Origin of the sequence: Salsipaludibacter albus (assembly GCF_019798055.1) — a bacterium.
Classification (GTDB): Bacteria; Actinomycetota; Nitriliruptoria; order Nitriliruptorales; family Nitriliruptoraceae; genus Salsipaludibacter; species Salsipaludibacter albus.
Genome location: NZ_JAHOPH010000006.1, coordinates 40,034 through 53,864 on the forward strand (window position 1 = coordinate 40,034; position 13,831 = coordinate 53,864).

The 13,831-nt window shown below is 72.9% G+C and carries 15 protein-coding genes and 1 tRNA gene; 1 reads left to right on the forward strand and 15 read right to left on the reverse strand.

Features of this window, described 5'->3' with window-relative positions; translation table 11 throughout:
* Positions 1–30 precede the first annotated feature (30 nt).
* The 3 genes from purH to KR546_RS05260 all read right to left on the reverse strand — a co-directional run bounded on the left by purH (position 31) and on the right by KR546_RS05260 (position 2,793).
* Positions 31–1,578 carry a bifunctional phosphoribosylaminoimidazolecarboxamide formyltransferase/IMP cyclohydrolase gene (gene purH, locus KR546_RS05250; RefSeq protein ID WP_238443655.1) on the reverse strand — a complete coding sequence of 516 codons (1,548 nt, stop codon included), beginning with the start codon at positions 1,576–1,578 and terminating at the stop codon, positions 31–33.
* Positions 1,579–1,625: 47 nt separating this feature from the next.
* Positions 1,626–2,255: a phosphoribosylglycinamide formyltransferase gene (gene purN / locus KR546_RS05255; RefSeq protein WP_238443656.1), complete on the reverse strand. Its 630-nt coding sequence runs from the start codon at positions 2,253–2,255 to the stop codon at positions 1,626–1,628.
* Positions 2,256–2,364: 109 nt separating this feature from the next.
* Positions 2,365–2,793, reverse strand: a complete 429-nt coding sequence (locus tag KR546_RS05260) for a DUF983 domain-containing protein (protein WP_238443657.1) — start codon at positions 2,791–2,793, stop codon at positions 2,365–2,367.
* A 95-nt stretch (positions 2,794–2,888) separates the two neighbouring features.
* On the opposite strand from KR546_RS05260, the gene KR546_RS05265 reads away from it, so the two are divergent.
* Positions 2,889–2,973, forward strand: a tRNA-Leu gene (locus tag KR546_RS05265).
* A 27-nt stretch (positions 2,974–3,000) separates the two neighbouring features.
* On the opposite strand, the gene KR546_RS05270 is transcribed toward KR546_RS05265, so the two are convergent.
* The 12 genes from KR546_RS05270 to KR546_RS05325 all read right to left on the reverse strand — a co-directional run bounded on the left by KR546_RS05270 (position 3,001) and on the right by KR546_RS05325 (position 13,680).
* Positions 3,001–3,177, reverse strand: coding sequence for a hypothetical protein (locus tag KR546_RS05270; RefSeq protein ID WP_238443785.1), 177 nt, complete (start codon positions 3,175–3,177; stop codon positions 3,001–3,003).
* Positions 3,174–4,742 carry an NAD(P)H-hydrate epimerase gene (locus KR546_RS05275; RefSeq protein WP_238443658.1) on the reverse strand — a complete coding sequence of 523 codons (1,569 nt, stop codon included), beginning with the start codon at positions 4,740–4,742 and terminating at the stop codon, positions 3,174–3,176. Before KR546_RS05275 ends, KR546_RS05270 begins: the two co-directional genes overlap by 4 nt.
* 245 nt (positions 4,743–4,987) lie before the next feature.
* Positions 4,988–5,917 (reverse strand): Ppx/GppA phosphatase family protein, encoded by a 930-nt coding sequence (locus KR546_RS05280; RefSeq protein WP_238443659.1) that lies wholly within the window; start codon positions 5,915–5,917, stop codon positions 4,988–4,990.
* Complete coding sequence (locus KR546_RS05285) at positions 5,914–6,627, reverse strand: DUF501 domain-containing protein (RefSeq protein ID WP_238443660.1); 714 nt, start codon at positions 6,625–6,627, stop codon at positions 5,914–5,916. The genes KR546_RS05280 and KR546_RS05285 overlap by 4 nt, the downstream gene beginning before the upstream one ends.
* 47 nt (positions 6,628–6,674) lie before the next feature.
* Complete coding sequence (locus KR546_RS05290) at positions 6,675–7,061, reverse strand: S1 RNA-binding domain-containing protein (protein WP_238443661.1); 387 nt, start codon at positions 7,059–7,061, stop codon at positions 6,675–6,677.
* 291 nt (positions 7,062–7,352) lie between these two features.
* A complete protein-coding gene (locus KR546_RS05295; protein WP_238443662.1) occupies positions 7,353–7,898 on the reverse strand; it encodes an FtsB family cell division protein in 546 nt (181 codons plus the stop codon).
* Positions 7,898–9,196, reverse strand: a complete 1,299-nt coding sequence (gene eno / locus KR546_RS05300; RefSeq protein WP_238443663.1) for a phosphopyruvate hydratase — start codon at positions 9,194–9,196, stop codon at positions 7,898–7,900. The genes KR546_RS05295 and eno overlap by 1 nt, the downstream gene beginning before the upstream one ends.
* Positions 9,197–9,372: 176 nt before the next feature.
* Complete coding sequence (locus tag KR546_RS05305) at positions 9,373–9,762, reverse strand: TFIIB-type zinc ribbon-containing protein (RefSeq protein WP_238443664.1); 390 nt, start codon at positions 9,760–9,762, stop codon at positions 9,373–9,375.
* A 129-nt stretch (positions 9,763–9,891) separates the two neighbouring features.
* Positions 9,892–11,085 carry a MazG family protein gene (locus tag KR546_RS05310; RefSeq protein ID WP_238443665.1) on the reverse strand — a complete coding sequence of 398 codons (1,194 nt, stop codon included), beginning with the start codon at positions 11,083–11,085 and terminating at the stop codon, positions 9,892–9,894.
* 29 nt (positions 11,086–11,114) lie between these two features.
* The gene (locus KR546_RS05315; RefSeq protein ID WP_238443666.1) at positions 11,115–12,248 is read right to left on the reverse strand and encodes a peptidylprolyl isomerase; all 1,134 of its coding nucleotides are present in this window, start codon (positions 12,246–12,248) and stop codon (positions 11,115–11,117) included.
* 202 nt (positions 12,249–12,450) lie between these two features.
* Positions 12,451–12,810, reverse strand: coding sequence for a histidine triad nucleotide-binding protein (locus KR546_RS05320; protein ID WP_238443667.1), 360 nt, complete (start codon positions 12,808–12,810; stop codon positions 12,451–12,453).
* Positions 12,811–12,870: 60 nt separating this feature from the next.
* Positions 12,871–13,680: an exodeoxyribonuclease III gene (locus KR546_RS05325; RefSeq protein WP_238443668.1), complete on the reverse strand. Its 810-nt coding sequence runs from the start codon at positions 13,678–13,680 to the stop codon at positions 12,871–12,873.
* Positions 13,681–13,831 lie beyond the last annotated feature (151 nt).

The following is a 13,831-nucleotide window of genomic DNA, read 5'->3' on the forward strand; positions in this document are numbered from 1 at the left end:
CGCACCGGGTCAGTCGCCCGCCCGGAGCCGTCAGTGGCGGAAGTGGCGGCGACCGGTCAGGACCATGACGAGGTCGTGCTCGTCGGCCGCACCCACCACCTCGTCGTCGCGGACCGAGCCGCCGGGCTGGACGATGCCGGCGATCCCTGCCGCGGCGGCGACGTCGATGTTGTCGCGGAAGGGGAAGAACGCGTCAGAGGCCAGCACGGCCCCGACGTGGCGATCGCCGGACTTCTCGACGGCCAGGCGGACGGCGTCGACCCGACTCATCTGGCCGGCGCCCACGCCGACAACCGCGCGGTCCTTCACCAGCACGATCGCGTTGGACTTGACGTGCTTGGCTACGGTCCAGGCGAACCGCAGGTCGGCGAGCATCACGTCGTCGGGTCGCGCCGCGCTCGCCACCTCCCAGTCGGCGAACGGCTCCGCGCCGACGTCACCGTCCTGGACCAGCAGGCCACCGTCGATCGCCCGCAGGGTCCGGGTCGCGATGGGCGGGCTGACCGGCGCCTCGAGGATCCGCAGGTTCTTCTTGGCCGTGAGGACCTCCAGCGCACCGTCGGCGTACCCGGGGGCGATGACGACCTCGGTGAACACCTCGGCGACCTGGGCGGCGGTGGTGGCATCGATCGGCCGGTTCGCGGCGACGATCCCCCCGAAGGCCGACACCGGGTCCCCGGCCAGCGCGCGCTCGTGCGCGGTCGGGAGGTCGTCGGCGACCGCGAGTCCGGCGGGGTTGGTGTGCTTGATGATCGCGACACAGGGCTCGTCGAAGTCACACGCCATGGCCCACGCCGCGTCCGTGTCAACGTAGTTGTTGTACGACAGCTCCTTGCCGTGCAGCTGTCGCGCCGCGCCCAGCCCGACGGGCTCGGTCTGCGCGTCGACGTAGAACGCGGCCCCCTGGTGCGGGTTCTCCCCGTAGCGCAGCGGCGGCCCGAGCCGCTCGAGGGCCACGTGGAGCTGCTCGGGGTGGTCCTCGTCACGCCGGAACCAGTTGCTGATCGCCGCGTCGTAGGTGGCGACGTGCCCGAACGCCTTGGTGGCCAGGACCCGGCGGGCCGCGGCGGGCAGCCCGTCGTGGCGATCGAGCAGCTCGACCAGCGGCGCGTAGTCGTCGGGGTCGACGACGATCCCGACCCCGGCGAAGTTCTTCGCGGCGGCGCGCAGCATCGTGGGCCCGCCGATGTCGATCATCTCGATGATGTCGTCGTCGGGAGCGCCGGACGCGACCGCGTCGTCGAACGGGTAGAGGTTGGACACCACCAGGTCGATGGGTGCGACGCCCAGCTCGTCGAGCTCGTCGAGGTGGGCGGGCCTGGACCGGTCGGCCAGCAGCCCGGCGTGGATCTTCGGGTGCAGCGTCTTGACCCGCCCGTCGAGGCACTCGGGGAAGCCGGTGACGTCGGCGACCTCGGTGACGGGCACGTCGGCGTCCCGGATGACCCCGGCGGTCGAGCCGGTGGACACGATCTCCACGCCGTGGCGGTGCAGTCCGCGGGCGAGCTCGACGAGCCCGGTCTTGTCGTAGACGCTGACGAGGGCGCGGCGGACGGCGGTGACGTCGGTGGCAGGCATGGCGACTCCGATCGGGGCGGGGATCGCGGGGCTGGCGCGGGCGCCGGTCAGCCCGGACGGGCCGACGGGGTACGGACGTGGCGCCCGTCGACGACCAACTCGTCGCGACACAGCGCGCCCACGCACGCGGGCAGGAGGCGGTGCTCGACGGCCTGGATGCGGGCATGGAGGCTGTCGACGTCGTCGTCCGGCGCGACCCGGACAGCCTCCTGGGCGATGATCGGGCCGTGGTCGACCAGCTCGTCGACGAGGTGGACCGTGCACCCGGTGACGGTGACGCCGTAGGCCAGCGCGTCATCGACCGCGTGGGCACCGCGGAAGGCGGGCAGCAGGGACGGGTGGACGTTGACGACCCGGTCGGGCCAGCGGGACAGGAACGTCGTGGTCAGCAGCCGCATGAACCCGGCCAGCACGACGACGTCGGGTCGATGGGCGGCGACCGCGTCGGCCAGCGCGGTCTCCCACGACTGGCGGTCGGGGTGGTCGTCCAGTGCCCGGGACTCGGTGGCGATCCCGGCGGCACGGGCCCGGTCCAGCCCGGTCGCGCCGGGTCGGTCCGAGGCGACCAGCACCACCTCGCCACCGAAGTCGTCCTGGGCGGCGACGGCGTCGAGCAGGGCCTGGAGGTTGGTCCCGGACCCGGACACGAGCACGGCGATCCGCGCGGGCGTGGACACGGTGCAGGTGGTCCTTGGTCGACGGCTGCTCGCCGGTCGAGCCTAGGGCCTGCGCCGCGCCCCGTGCGCCGGCCGTGGCGGTCCTCACCGGGTCGCCCGGCCGGCGCGATCAGCCGTCGACGGGACGATCGCGGGCGGCGAGCCGGGCGGCGGCGTCGGCCTCCTCGGACGGGGTCGTCGGCGTGAAGCCGCGCTCCAGGCCCATCCAGGTGGTCTTGGCCCAGCCGTAGCCGACGATCGGCACGAACAGGTTGGCGACGATGCCCACGATCAGCAGGACGGTCCACGGCACGTCGGGCCAGGTCACGAGGATGCCGCCCACGGTGACGACGAAGAACACGACCAGCACCAGCGCCATGATCACGATCATCGAGCCCAGCCAGTACCCGTCCTCGCGCTCGAACTGCAGGCCACAGGTCGGGCACGTCTCCACGATGTCGGTGACGTTGCGGAACAGGCCACCACCACCGCACCGGGGACAGTGCCCCCGCAGCCCACGCGCGAACGCGGTGACGCGGGGTGGGTGCGGTTCGGCCATCTCGGACTCCCTGCGGGGCCCCGGACGCTATCGCCCGCTGCCCGTTCCCGGCACCCCCGGACGGCGTCCGGGCGACGGCTACGGTCGCCGGCGTCGCGGGTGTGCTGGAACTGGCAGACAGAGGGGCCTTAAAAGCCCTCGGGCCTCGCGCCCGTGTGGGTTCGAATCCCACCACCCGCACGAGCAGTTCGCTCCACCGCAGTCGGATCAGCGGCGGCTGCGCAGGACCACCAGCACGCCCGCCACGGCGACGAGTGGACCCAGCAGGGCCCACAGCGGCTCGCCGGTCATGGAGCTGCCACCGATCCACCCGATCCCCTGGCCGGTCCAGACCAGCCCGACCAGGACCAGCAGGACACCGAGCACGAGACGCATGCGGTTCACGGGGCCTCCGGGGCGGCATCGGGGCCGGGCGGCGTCACGGTCGGGCTGGTCCGGGTCGTGGCGCCCTGGTCGGGAGTCCCGGCGTCCGAGGCCACCCCGTCGTCGGGGACCAGTCGCACGAGCGGACCGTCGACGAACAGGTCGGCCGGGACCTCGACGCCGACCTCGGCCCACAGCTGGGGCGGGATGCCGAGGTCGGCCAGGTAGAGGTCGCCGACGTAGGGCTGGACGATCCGAGGCAGCAGCCCGGTCTTGGGGAGGCCGATCGTGACGGTCACGTCCGCGGTGACCCCCGGCCCGCGCAGCCCGACGTCGCCACCCAGTCCGGACGGCAGGTCGACCGCCACCACGGGGCGGTCGTGGCGCCGCAGCCACTCCCCCAGGACCTCGGGCCCGTCGCGCAGGGGCGGACTGGCCCCGATGCCGACCATGGCGTCCACCACCACGTCCCCCGGGTCCAGCGCGGCGGGGTCGACGTCGGCGACCTCGAGCACGGGGACGTCGAGGCGGTCGAGGAGGCTGACCTGTCCCGGGACGGCGACCCGCGCCTCCCGGCCCACCACGACGACCCGCACGTCACAGCCGGCCGCGACCAGCAGCCGGGCCGCGACCAGTCCGGCGGCACCGTTGCCACCCGACCCCGCCAGCACCACCACGTCGGCCCCGCCCAGGCTGGCGGGGGCGAGCAGGCGCCGCACCGCGTGCGCGACGCCCCGGCCGGCCTGCTCCGACATCGCCTCCAGCGGCCAACCGGCAGCCTGCGCCGCAGCGTCCAATGCCCGCACGGTCGCGACGTCGACCGTGGGGACGGTGGACATGGCGCGGCTGGGCAGGTCCCCGTCGAGCATCCGCCGTGGCGCGGTGCGCGGGATGGACTCCCACGGCCGCTCGTGGTGGTCCTCGTCCAGGTCCGCAGGGTCGACCCCACGACGCCAGCCCGGCACGACCACCTCGAGCAGTTGGGCCACGGTGATGGCCGTCGCACCCCACAGGAGGTCTCCGCTGGGCAGCTCCCAGGCCCAGGTGGCGCCGCCGGCCGACAGGGGCACGGCGCGCCACGAGGCGTCGTCGACCAGGTGGCGCAACGGCACCCGCAGGATCTTGTCGACCTCCCACGGATTGCGGTCCAGGGGATGCGGGGAGGTCCATCGCGCCAGCACCGGCGCGACCCAGAAGCGCGACGGCGGGATGTAGAAGACCGGCCCGGGACCGACCACCTGGGCGGTCGCGGGGTCGAGGTCGACCTCCTCGTTCGCCTCGCGCAGGGCGGCCTCGACGATCGTCTCGCCGTCGTCGACCCGTCCGCCCGGGAACGACACCTGCCCGGGGTGCGAGCGCATGTCGGCGCGGCGACGGGTCAGGACGAGCTCTGGTCCGTTGTCGGTGTCGGCCACGAGGACCAGCACGGCCCCGACCTTCGCCGACGGCGGCACGGTGACGTCGTCGGCCGGGATCGAGGCCAGGGCAGCGGCCGCCCGGTCCCAGAACCGCTCCGGGTCGGCCAGCGCCGCGGTCACGTGGGCCGGCTCCGTGGACGACCCGACCTTGCCGGCGTCGCTGGTCATGCCGACCCGCCGCAGCGACGTCGCATGGTTCCTCCCGTGCTGGCTCGACCCCGCGCCACGCTACTGCCCCGACCGGTCGACCTCGCTCGACCTCCCCATGGCGTTCGACCCCGACGGCGCGCGGACCGAACGCCTACCAGCGGGAGCCAGCGAGCCCCGATGGCGTTCCACCCCGACAGCACGCGGACCGAACGCCACGCAGGGCCGCGGAGCGGGACCGGGCGCTGCGGAGCGGGGCGGGTGGGTCAGTCCACGGCGCCGGCGGCGACGCCGTCGAGGACGTCGGCGATCGACACGGTGACGCGCTCGACGCCCAGCAGGTCCACGAGGGTCGCGAGGACCAGGGCGCCGGCGGCGATCACGTCGGCGCGACCCGGTGCGAGCGGTCCGAGCTCCAGGCGGGCCTGGCTGGATCGACCGAGCAGCTCGAGGGCCAGCTCGGTCACCCGCTCGGCCGGCAGGACGTGTCCGTGCAGTTCGTCGAGGTCGTCGGTGCCGCGGTCGAGCGCAGCCAGCGTCGTGGCGGTCCCGGCCACGGCCACCAGGTCGGCGACCGCGGAGCTCGCGGTCGCCAGCGGCACGTCGATGGCGGCCAGGCCCGAGGCCAGCGTCTCGCCCGCATCACGTCGCGCGGCGGCGACCTGGGCAGCCGTCGGCGGATCGGCGTGCAGGTGGCGTTCGGTGAGGCGGACCGACCCCAGTTGGCACGACACCGGTCGGGGTGGTGGTCCGTCGACGACCAGCTCGGTCGAGCCGCCACCGATGTCGACCATCAGCGTGGGGCGGGCGAGGTCGAGCGCGCTGGTGGCGCCGACGAAGGAGGCCGTGGCCTCCTGTTCGCCCGCGAGCACCCGCGCATCGACCCCGGCGACCTCGCGGATCCCGTCGAAGAACCGCTCGCGGTCGTCGGCGTCACGCACCGCGGAGGTGGCGATGACGACGACGCGGTCGTCGGGCACGCCCGCCTCGCGCCACCGGTCGGCGTAGCGCGCCACGACCTCCAGGCAGTGGGCCAGGCGGTCGTCGTCCAGGTGTCCGGTCGCGTCGACGCCACGTCCCAGCCGGGTGATCTCGGCGTCGCGGTGGACGTCACGACCGTCGGGCGACAGCCACAGCCTGGTCGAGTTCGACCCGCAGTCGACGACGGCGGGGTGCCGGGGAAGGTCAGGCGTCATCGTCGGTCCGCCACTGGGTCGGGCTCCGCTGCCTCGGCCCGGCGGAGCTGGGCCACCACCGGATGGTCGTCGAGGTCCTCGGGGGTCACGCACGGTCCCTGGCACGGCACGGGCCGGGCTGCCTCGACCGTCCAGCACCCGACCGGCGAGTCGTTGGTCGCCAGCTCGTGGCCGGCGTGGACGTGCAGGCACTTGACGTACTTCGGGGACCCACCCGCGTACGGGTCGCCGGGCAGTTCACCACCGAGCTCGTCGCGGAAGTCGCGGTAGCGCTCCTGCGCGGCGGCGTGCTCGGTGGCGAAGTCGACGTCGTCGGGTCGGTCACCGTCGAGTCGCTCGTTGATCCCGACCATGGAGCGATCGGCCTCGAGCTGACCGATCCGCGACCGCAGGGCGGGACAGGTCTGCCAGAAGACGGTCGGGAAGGGGGTGCCGTCGGGCAGGCGCGGGTCGACGCGGACGACCGTCGGCAGGCCCCAGGCACAACGGTGGACGACCGCAGAGCGGCCGCGCGCGGGGCGACCGATCTGGACCGACACGACCGCGCGCTCGTCGGCATCGGCGAACGGCCGGGAGGCGGCGCGGTCGTAGGAGGCCGCAGGATCGGGGACGACGGGGTCGTCCGGGGAGGCGCCCGGGGCGATGAGCCCGTCGTCGCGACCCAACTCGCCCAGGGCGTGGTCGGCATCACGCCGTGGTCCATCAGACACGAACGGGGGCCCGCCGTCGGCAGGCCCGGGGTCGTCGGTCGGGGAGGTCAGCGACCGCGGCGCTGGCGGCGCGCCTCACCCTGGATCATCTGCGACTTGTGCATGAAGCGACGCAGACGCTTGTTGAAGTCCTTGTCCAGCTTGGAGCGGAGGTTGACGGACTCCTCTTCCTGCCAGTCCGGGTCGGCACGCTTGATCGACAGGTCGACCTTGCCGTCCTCCTTGACGTCCAGGACGCGGACGTCGACCTCGTCACCCTCGGCCAGGTAGGCGTAGATGTTCTCGACGAAGTCGGTGTCGACCTCCGAGACGTGGACCAGTCCGGTGACCGGGCCGTTCTCGGTGTCGATCTCGACGAACGCCCCGTACTCCTCGAGGCGGACGACCTTGCCCTTGATGATGTTTCCCTGCAGTGGGATCAACTCCTTCGGCACCGGGGGCCGCCGCCGCGCGGGCGACTCGGTGCAGTCCGTCGGGGGCACGTGGGCCACCACGACATGCTTGGTGTGGATGGTGGAGGTGGCGGTCGTGCTGGCTCGCGACCGAGCGCCGTGTCGACGGCAGGTCGGTGACGAACCCGGTCCGCCGGGCGCGACACGGATGCGCACATCCATCGACAACGGTATGCGCTGGCCCCCCGATCGGCAACACGCCCCACAGGCCGGCACACCTGCCCCGGATCGTGCACGGTGGTCGTGGCCGGCCACCGCCGGGACCCGTTCCCGCTAGCGCCGGATGGCGTCGACCAGTCGGCGCCACCACGGCTGGTCCCCGGTGGGCGCCTCCAGGGCGTCGGCCTCGTCGCCGTCGGCGGGTTCGGGTGGGACCAGCGAGTAGGCGACCTGGCCCGGCATGGCGTAGCCCAGCTGCGAGCGTGCGAGCACCTCGATGTGCTCGGGGTCACTGAGGTCGTTGGCGCGTCGGTCCAGGTCCGAGGTCACCCGGTCCAGCGCGGCGAGTTGCTCGGTGGCGGTCTCGAGCCGGTCGTGGCCGGCGAGGAAGGCCTGCAGCGGTCCCGACACGACGACGATCGCCAGGAGCACGATCACGCCCAGGCCGATCACGAACGGACGGTCGCCGGCCAGTGCACGCCGGGCTCGGTCCGCGCCGACGTGGGCCGCGTCGTCGACACGACGGGCCACGTGCTGGACCGCCAGGGGTGCGACGTCCTCGCGTCCGCGCACCCGGCGCTTGGAGGCGGAGCGGATGTAGCGCAACTTCTCGAGCCGGCCGCTGGGCCGGGTCGAGGGCGGAGCGGGGGCAACCGACATCACGAACTCCCAGCGAAGCGCGGGAAGGCGTCCCGGCCGGCGTAGCGGGCGTTGTCGCCCAGGCGTTCCTCGATGCGCAGCAACTGGTTGTACTTCGCGACCCGGTCGGAGCGTGCCGGGGCGCCGGACTTGATCTGGCCGGCGTTGGTCGCAACGACGAGATGGGCGATGGTGGAGTCCTCGGTCTCGCCCGACCGGTGCGACACCATGCAGGTGTAACCCGCACGGTGGGCCATCTCCATGGTCCGGAAGGTCTCGGTGAGGGTGCCGATCTGGTTGACCTTGACCAGCACGGAGTTGGCCACGCCCAGGTCGATCCCACGGGACAGTCGCTCGACGTTGGTGACGAACAGGTCGTCGCCGACGATCTGGATCGCGTCGCCGGAGCGGTCGGTGTGGGCCTTCCAGCCGTCCCAGTCCTCCTCGTCCATCCCGTCCTCGATCGACACGATCGGATACGACGCGACCAGGTCGGCCCAGAACTCGGCGTTCTCCTCGGAGGTGAGGGATCGTCCCTCGCCGGTGAGCTCGTAGCTGCCGTCCTCGTAGTACTCACTGGCGGCCGGGTCCAGGGCCAGCGCGATGTCGTCACCGGGCGTGTAGCCGGCACCCTCGATGGCCTCGATGATCAGGTCCAGGGCCGCACGATTGGTCTCGAGGTCCGGGGCGAACCCACCCTCGTCGCCCAGTCCGGTGGACAGGCCGCGGTCCGACAGGACCCCCTTGAGGCGGTGGTAGACCTCGGCGCCCATCCGGAGGGCTTCGCGGAACGTCGGGGCCCCGATCGGGGCGATCATGAACTCCTGCAGGTCGACGTTGGACTCGGCGTGCGAGCCGCCGTTGAGGATGTTCATGCACGGGACCGGCAGCAGGTGGGCGGACGGACCTCCGAGGTACTCGTACAGGGCCAGGCCGGAGGAGTCGGCCGCCGCACGGGCCACGGCCAGCGACACGCCCAGCAGCGCGTTGGCGCCGAGGTTGGACTTGTCGTCGGTGCCGTCGAGTTCGAGCATGGCGGCGTCGACGCCCTGCTGGTCGGTGACGTCGTGGCCGATCAGCGCCTCGGCCAGGGTCTCGTTGACGTTGTCGACCGCCCTGGACACGCCCTTGCCGCCGTAGCGGTCACCACCATCGCGCAGTTCCATCGCCTCGAAGTCGCCCGTGGACGCCCCGGACGGCACCGCAGCGCGACCGAAGGCCCCGTCGTCCACCTCGACCTCGACTTCAACCGTAGGGTTTCCCCGGGAATCGAGGATCTCGCGTCCGTGGATGGACAGGATGCGTGGGGTGAAGGGCATGTCGGATCCTCGGTGGCCCGCGGGGAGGTGGCTCAAGGTGAACTCTAGGCCATGAGTTCCGCCGACACAACCCGCCGCCGTCGCTCCTGACAGCGATCAAGAACAACAATGGCAACAAGAATGTACAGGAGATCCCGCACGCTGCGACGCACCCGGTAAATCTCTTGAGTGGAACTTCAGCCTTGGAGTTCGCGGGCCCAACGCTCGTCGGGCGGATCCAACTCCCAGACCCGGCGAGCCACCGCGGTCGTCGCGACACCCAGCACGGCCCCGACCAGGCCGCCGCGTGCGCGGCGCCGAGGCGGTGCCAGTGCACCCCCGACGAGGGCACCCAGCAACGCTCCCGCACCCACGACCACGCCGTCGGACACCGGCATCGGCGCGACGTCCGCCACGTCGCGGTCCCACCCGGCCAACGGGTCGGTCCCGGCAGGGAGGTCGTCGTCGCCCAGGTCCGGCGGGCGGACCGAGGTGTCCAGCGCTGCGCCGCACTGCGGGCAGAAGGTCAGGGGCGGCTCGCGGTCGTCGACCTCGGCCTGGCAGTCGGGACAGGTGCGCGTGGACACGGCGTGCTCCTCGCTCGGCGGAGGCGAGCGTACGAGTCGGGCTGGTCGATGTCGGCGTCGAACGGACCTCGGGTGGGGGTCGGTCGGGCGACTGCTCGTCCGGGCCGATCCTGCCCCGTCGAGCGTCGTTCACCACCCGGCCGCGGCCGCCTCGTCCAGCGCCTGCTGCCAGTCGGCGGTGGTCACCAGCGGCCGATCTGCCGCGGCCGCCCGACGCTGCGCGGCCTCGACACGTCCGACCAGCACGTCGACGTGGGCGCGCAGGGCGGCATCGACGTCCACACCGTGGGCCGCCGCTGCCACGACCAGGGCCAGCCCCGCCTCGCCGACGAGTTCCTCGACGGTCTCGTCTGCCTGCGAATCGTCCACGTCGGCGTCCGAATCGTCCACGTCGTTCGACAGCCGTTCGGTGGCGGCATGCAGCAGTGCCTGCGCCTGTGCGACATCGGGGCGCCACCCCAGCCGGCCCAGCCGTCCGGTGACCTTGGCCGCCAGGGCCAGTGCCGGCATGGCACGGACCACCCCGTCGAACGGCCCCTCGCGCTCGGGCTTCTCCTCGGCCTTGATCGCGTCCCAGTTCGCCCGGACCTCGTCGGCGTCGACCACCTCGGCGTCGCCGAACACGTGGGGGTGTCGTCGCCGGAGCTTCTCGGCGATGCCGGTCGCGACGTCGTCGACGTCGAAGGCATTGCGGTCCTGGCCCAGCCGGGCGTGGAACACGACCTGCATGAGGACGTCGCCGAGTTCCTCGGCGAGGTCGTCGTCGTCCTCACGGGCGATCGCGTCCAGCAGCTCCCACGTCTCCTCGACCAGGTGCGTGGCGAGCGACTGGTGGTCCTGCTCCAGGTCCCAGGGACATCCGTCGTCCGGGTCCAGGAGACGGTCCATCACCGCCACGAGGTCCAGCAGGGCGAGCCCACGTGGGGCTCCGACCAGGAAGACGTACTCCACCTCGACGTCGGCCTCGCGTGCGGCCGCGAGCCCGACCTCCCGGCCGAACTTCGGGTCGTCCGGGTCCAGCAGGCAGGCCACGTCGCCACGGTCCCTGGCCAGCTCCAGCAGCCCCCGTGCCAGCGCCGCGTCGGGCGTGGGCGGTGCGGCCAGCAGGTCGCGACCGGTCAGCGCTGGTTTCGCGGCCTGGGGCTCGAAGGCCTCGACGACGAATCCGGCCGCCCGCAGTGCGGGAACGGCCGGATTGGTGTCCGGGTCACGGGCCACCACGCGCTCGGCGGCCTGCAACACCTCCCACGCCGCCGCCGGGAACAGGCCCGGCAGGGACGCGGCGGTCTCGACGAGGGCCAGGTGGGGACGAGGAGCCGTCATCGACTCCCCACGACCCGCGCCCTCGTCGGTCACGACGTCGGGGTCGGGACCGGCGTGGCCGCGGGGGCCTCGGTCGCGGGCGCCTCGGTCGCGGGGACCTCGGTCCCGGCGGGAGCCTCGGAGCCGGCCGGGGCCGGCGGTGCGGACGAGTCACCCACGGCGTCCTCGGCCACGACGGCACGAGCCTCCGGGTCCCAGGCGCCGTAGCGCGGGGCCACGTCGACCTCGGCATCGGTGAAGGCCGTGTTGTACTCCTCGATGATGGGCTGCAGGGCCGCCTGGCCCTCCTCGGAGTCCAGCGCGATCTGGGCGCGCAGGTCCTCCTCGATGCCCTCCATGTCGGGCTCGGTCCGGTCCTCGACCAGGATCACGTGCCAGCCGAACTGCGACTGGACCGGCTCGGTGGGCACGCCGATCTCGGCGGTCGCGGCGGCGCTGGCGAACTCCGGGACGAAGTTGGACAGCGGCACGTCCTCGCCCAGCGAACCACCCTCCGCGCCAGAGGCGTCGGTGCTGACCTCGGCGGCCACGTCGGCGAAGGACTCGCCCCCGTCGATCCGCTCCTTGGCGGCGATGGCCTCTTCCTCGGTCTCCACCAGGATGTGCGACACCGTGGCGGTGACACCCTCGCCGGTCTGGCCCATCTGGTCGATGCGCTCCTGGACCTGCTCGTCGGTGACGTCGACCTCGTCGGCGACACCGCGGGCGATCTCGTCGAGGAGGTACTGGGGACCGACGTAGACCTCGGCGTAGGTCTCGGGGTCGAGGCCAGCGGCGTCGGCCTGGGTCTCGAGCTCCTCGCCGCCCTCGGCGATGATCTCGTCGATCGCCTCGTCGTCCAGCTCGACGTCGCGCTCGGCGGCGAACTGGGTGATGATCTCGCCCTGGATCAGTTGGGTCAGCGTCTGGCGCCGAGCCTCGATGTCCTGTTCAGGGTCGGTGCTGGCGGACGGGGCGGCCGAGGGGGCGGCGCTGGGGCCGGCCTGGGCCGCGATGGCGCCATCGGACACCTCCAGGAAGAGCTCGTTGGAGATCTTCTCGCCGTTCACGGTGGCGGCGGCGTCGGACTCGACGGTGTCACCGGTCGACGACGAGGAACAGGCACTGGCGGCCAGCGCAAGGATGGCGAGGCTCGCCAGGGCAGAGTGGATGCGGCGGTGCACGACGGAACTCCTCAGGGGCCCAACCAAGTCCTCGAATGGGTGGCGGGCCGTGGACGATTCGTCTCCCACCACGGTTCGGGGGGCGATGGGAGCGACCAACGATGGTATCGACGGTCGTGGACGGTCGATGACGGGTGACGTCGGCCGGCCAGCCGGGGCCGCTCGGCGCCACCGACGGTGGTGCCGGGACGACGACTCGAGGTCAGCCGTCGTCGCCGGTGAGGCTGTCGATGTGGCCCAGCTGGCGACCGCCCAGGACGTGGAGGTGCAGGTGGTCGACCATCTGGCCACCGCCGCGACCGATGTTGGTGGTCACCCGGTAGCCGTCGGCCGTCCCCTCGGCCTCGGCGACCTGCCGGGCGAGCGAGAACACGGCGGCCAACTCGTCCCCGTCGTCGTCGGACAGTTCGTGGGCCGACGTGAGGTGGCGACGGGGCACGACCAGGACGTGGACGGGGGCACGCGGGTTGATGTCGCGGAAGGCCACCGCGACCTCGTTCTCGCCGACCCGGTCCGACGGCAGGTCACCGGCGATGATCGAGCAGAACAGGCAGTCGGCCATGGCCACCCTCCCGAGGGTCAGGTCGTGGATCACGCGTGGGGTCGCGTCCGGTGCGCCAGTCTAGGGATCGGTCGAGTCGTCCCGGCCGTCCGCCTCGGCCAGCTCCAGCAGGAGGGGCGCGTGGTCGGAGGGCTTCGCACCCTTGCGGAAGTCGCGGTCGATGCCGGCCGAGGCGATCCGGCCGACGAGGTCGTCCGACACCAGGAACAGGTCGATGCGCAGGCCACGGCCCCGGTGGAACGCACCGGCCCGGTAGTCCCACCAGGTGAACGCCTGGCCCTCGGGCTGGAGGTGCCGGACCGCGTCGACGTAGCCGAGGTCGAGCATGGCCGCCAGGCGGGACCGCTCCTGCGGGCTCACGTGGGTTCCGCCCGCGAACGCGGCGGGGTCCCACACGTCAACGTCGGCCGGGGCGATGTTGACGTCGCCCCCCAGGACGACCGGCCCGAGTTGCCGGACCTCGGCCAGTCGGGCGGCCATGGCGTCGAGGAAGTCGAGCTTGTGGGCGAAGGCCGGGTCATCGGGGTGGCGCCCGTTGACGACGTACACGCTGATGAACCGGATGCCGTCGAGCACCACCTCGACCCACCGGGCCTGGTCCTGCACCGGCGAGCCGGCCAGGCCGACGACCGCGTCGGCCGCCTCGACCGGCGCATCCGAGCGCGCCAGGACGGCGACCCCGGCCCAGCGCCCACCGGAGTGGTCGACCGCGGTGTAGCCGGCGGCGGCCAGCTCGAGGTGGGGGAACTGCTCGGGCGCGGCCTTGGTCTCCTGCAGGAGGACGACGTCGGGCGCGTGTTCGGCCAGCAGTTCGTCGACGCGGGGCATGCGGGCACGGAGGGAGTTGACGTTCCACGTGACGACACGCATGGCGACTCGCAGGCAGGGCGGGCGTGGGGCGTGCGCACAGGTCCGGCCGGCCGGTCCGGCACGCGGACCCGACGCTACCGTCGCCACCGGTCGGCGCCGCCGGTCGGGCGACGTGCTCGACCCCACCGCGGCCCATCCCGAGCACGTGCAC

What these genes read in the sequence shown, in the direction of transcription:
- KR546_RS05320 (WP_238443667.1), bottom strand. Translation starts at nt 12,810, where the DNA reads ATGGCCGACTGCCTGTTCTGCTCGATCATCGCCGGTGACCTGCCGTCG.
- KR546_RS05295 (WP_238443662.1), bottom strand. Translation starts at nt 7,898, where the DNA reads ATGTCGGTTGCCCCCGCTCCGCCCTCGACCCGGCCCAGCGGCCGGCTC.
- KR546_RS05280 (WP_238443659.1), bottom strand. Translation starts at nt 5,917, where the DNA reads ATGACGCCTGACCTTCCCCGGCACCCCGCCGTCGTCGACTGCGGGTCG.
- KR546_RS05310 (WP_238443665.1), bottom strand. Translation starts at nt 11,085, where the DNA reads ATGACGGCTCCTCGTCCCCACCTGGCCCTCGTCGAGACCGCCGCGTCC.
- KR546_RS05260 (WP_238443657.1), bottom strand. Translation starts at nt 2,793, where the DNA reads ATGGCCGAACCGCACCCACCCCGCGTCACCGCGTTCGCGCGTGGGCTG.
- purH (WP_238443655.1), bottom strand. Translation starts at nt 1,578, where the DNA reads ATGCCTGCCACCGACGTCACCGCCGTCCGCCGCGCCCTCGTCAGCGTC.
- KR546_RS05275 (WP_238443658.1), bottom strand. Translation starts at nt 4,742, where the DNA reads ATGACCAGCGACGCCGGCAAGGTCGGGTCGTCCACGGAGCCGGCCCAC.
- eno (WP_238443663.1), bottom strand. Translation starts at nt 9,196, where the DNA reads ATGCCCTTCACCCCACGCATCCTGTCCATCCACGGACGCGAGATCCTC.
- KR546_RS05325 (WP_238443668.1), bottom strand. Translation starts at nt 13,680, where the DNA reads ATGCGTGTCGTCACGTGGAACGTCAACTCCCTCCGTGCCCGCATGCCC.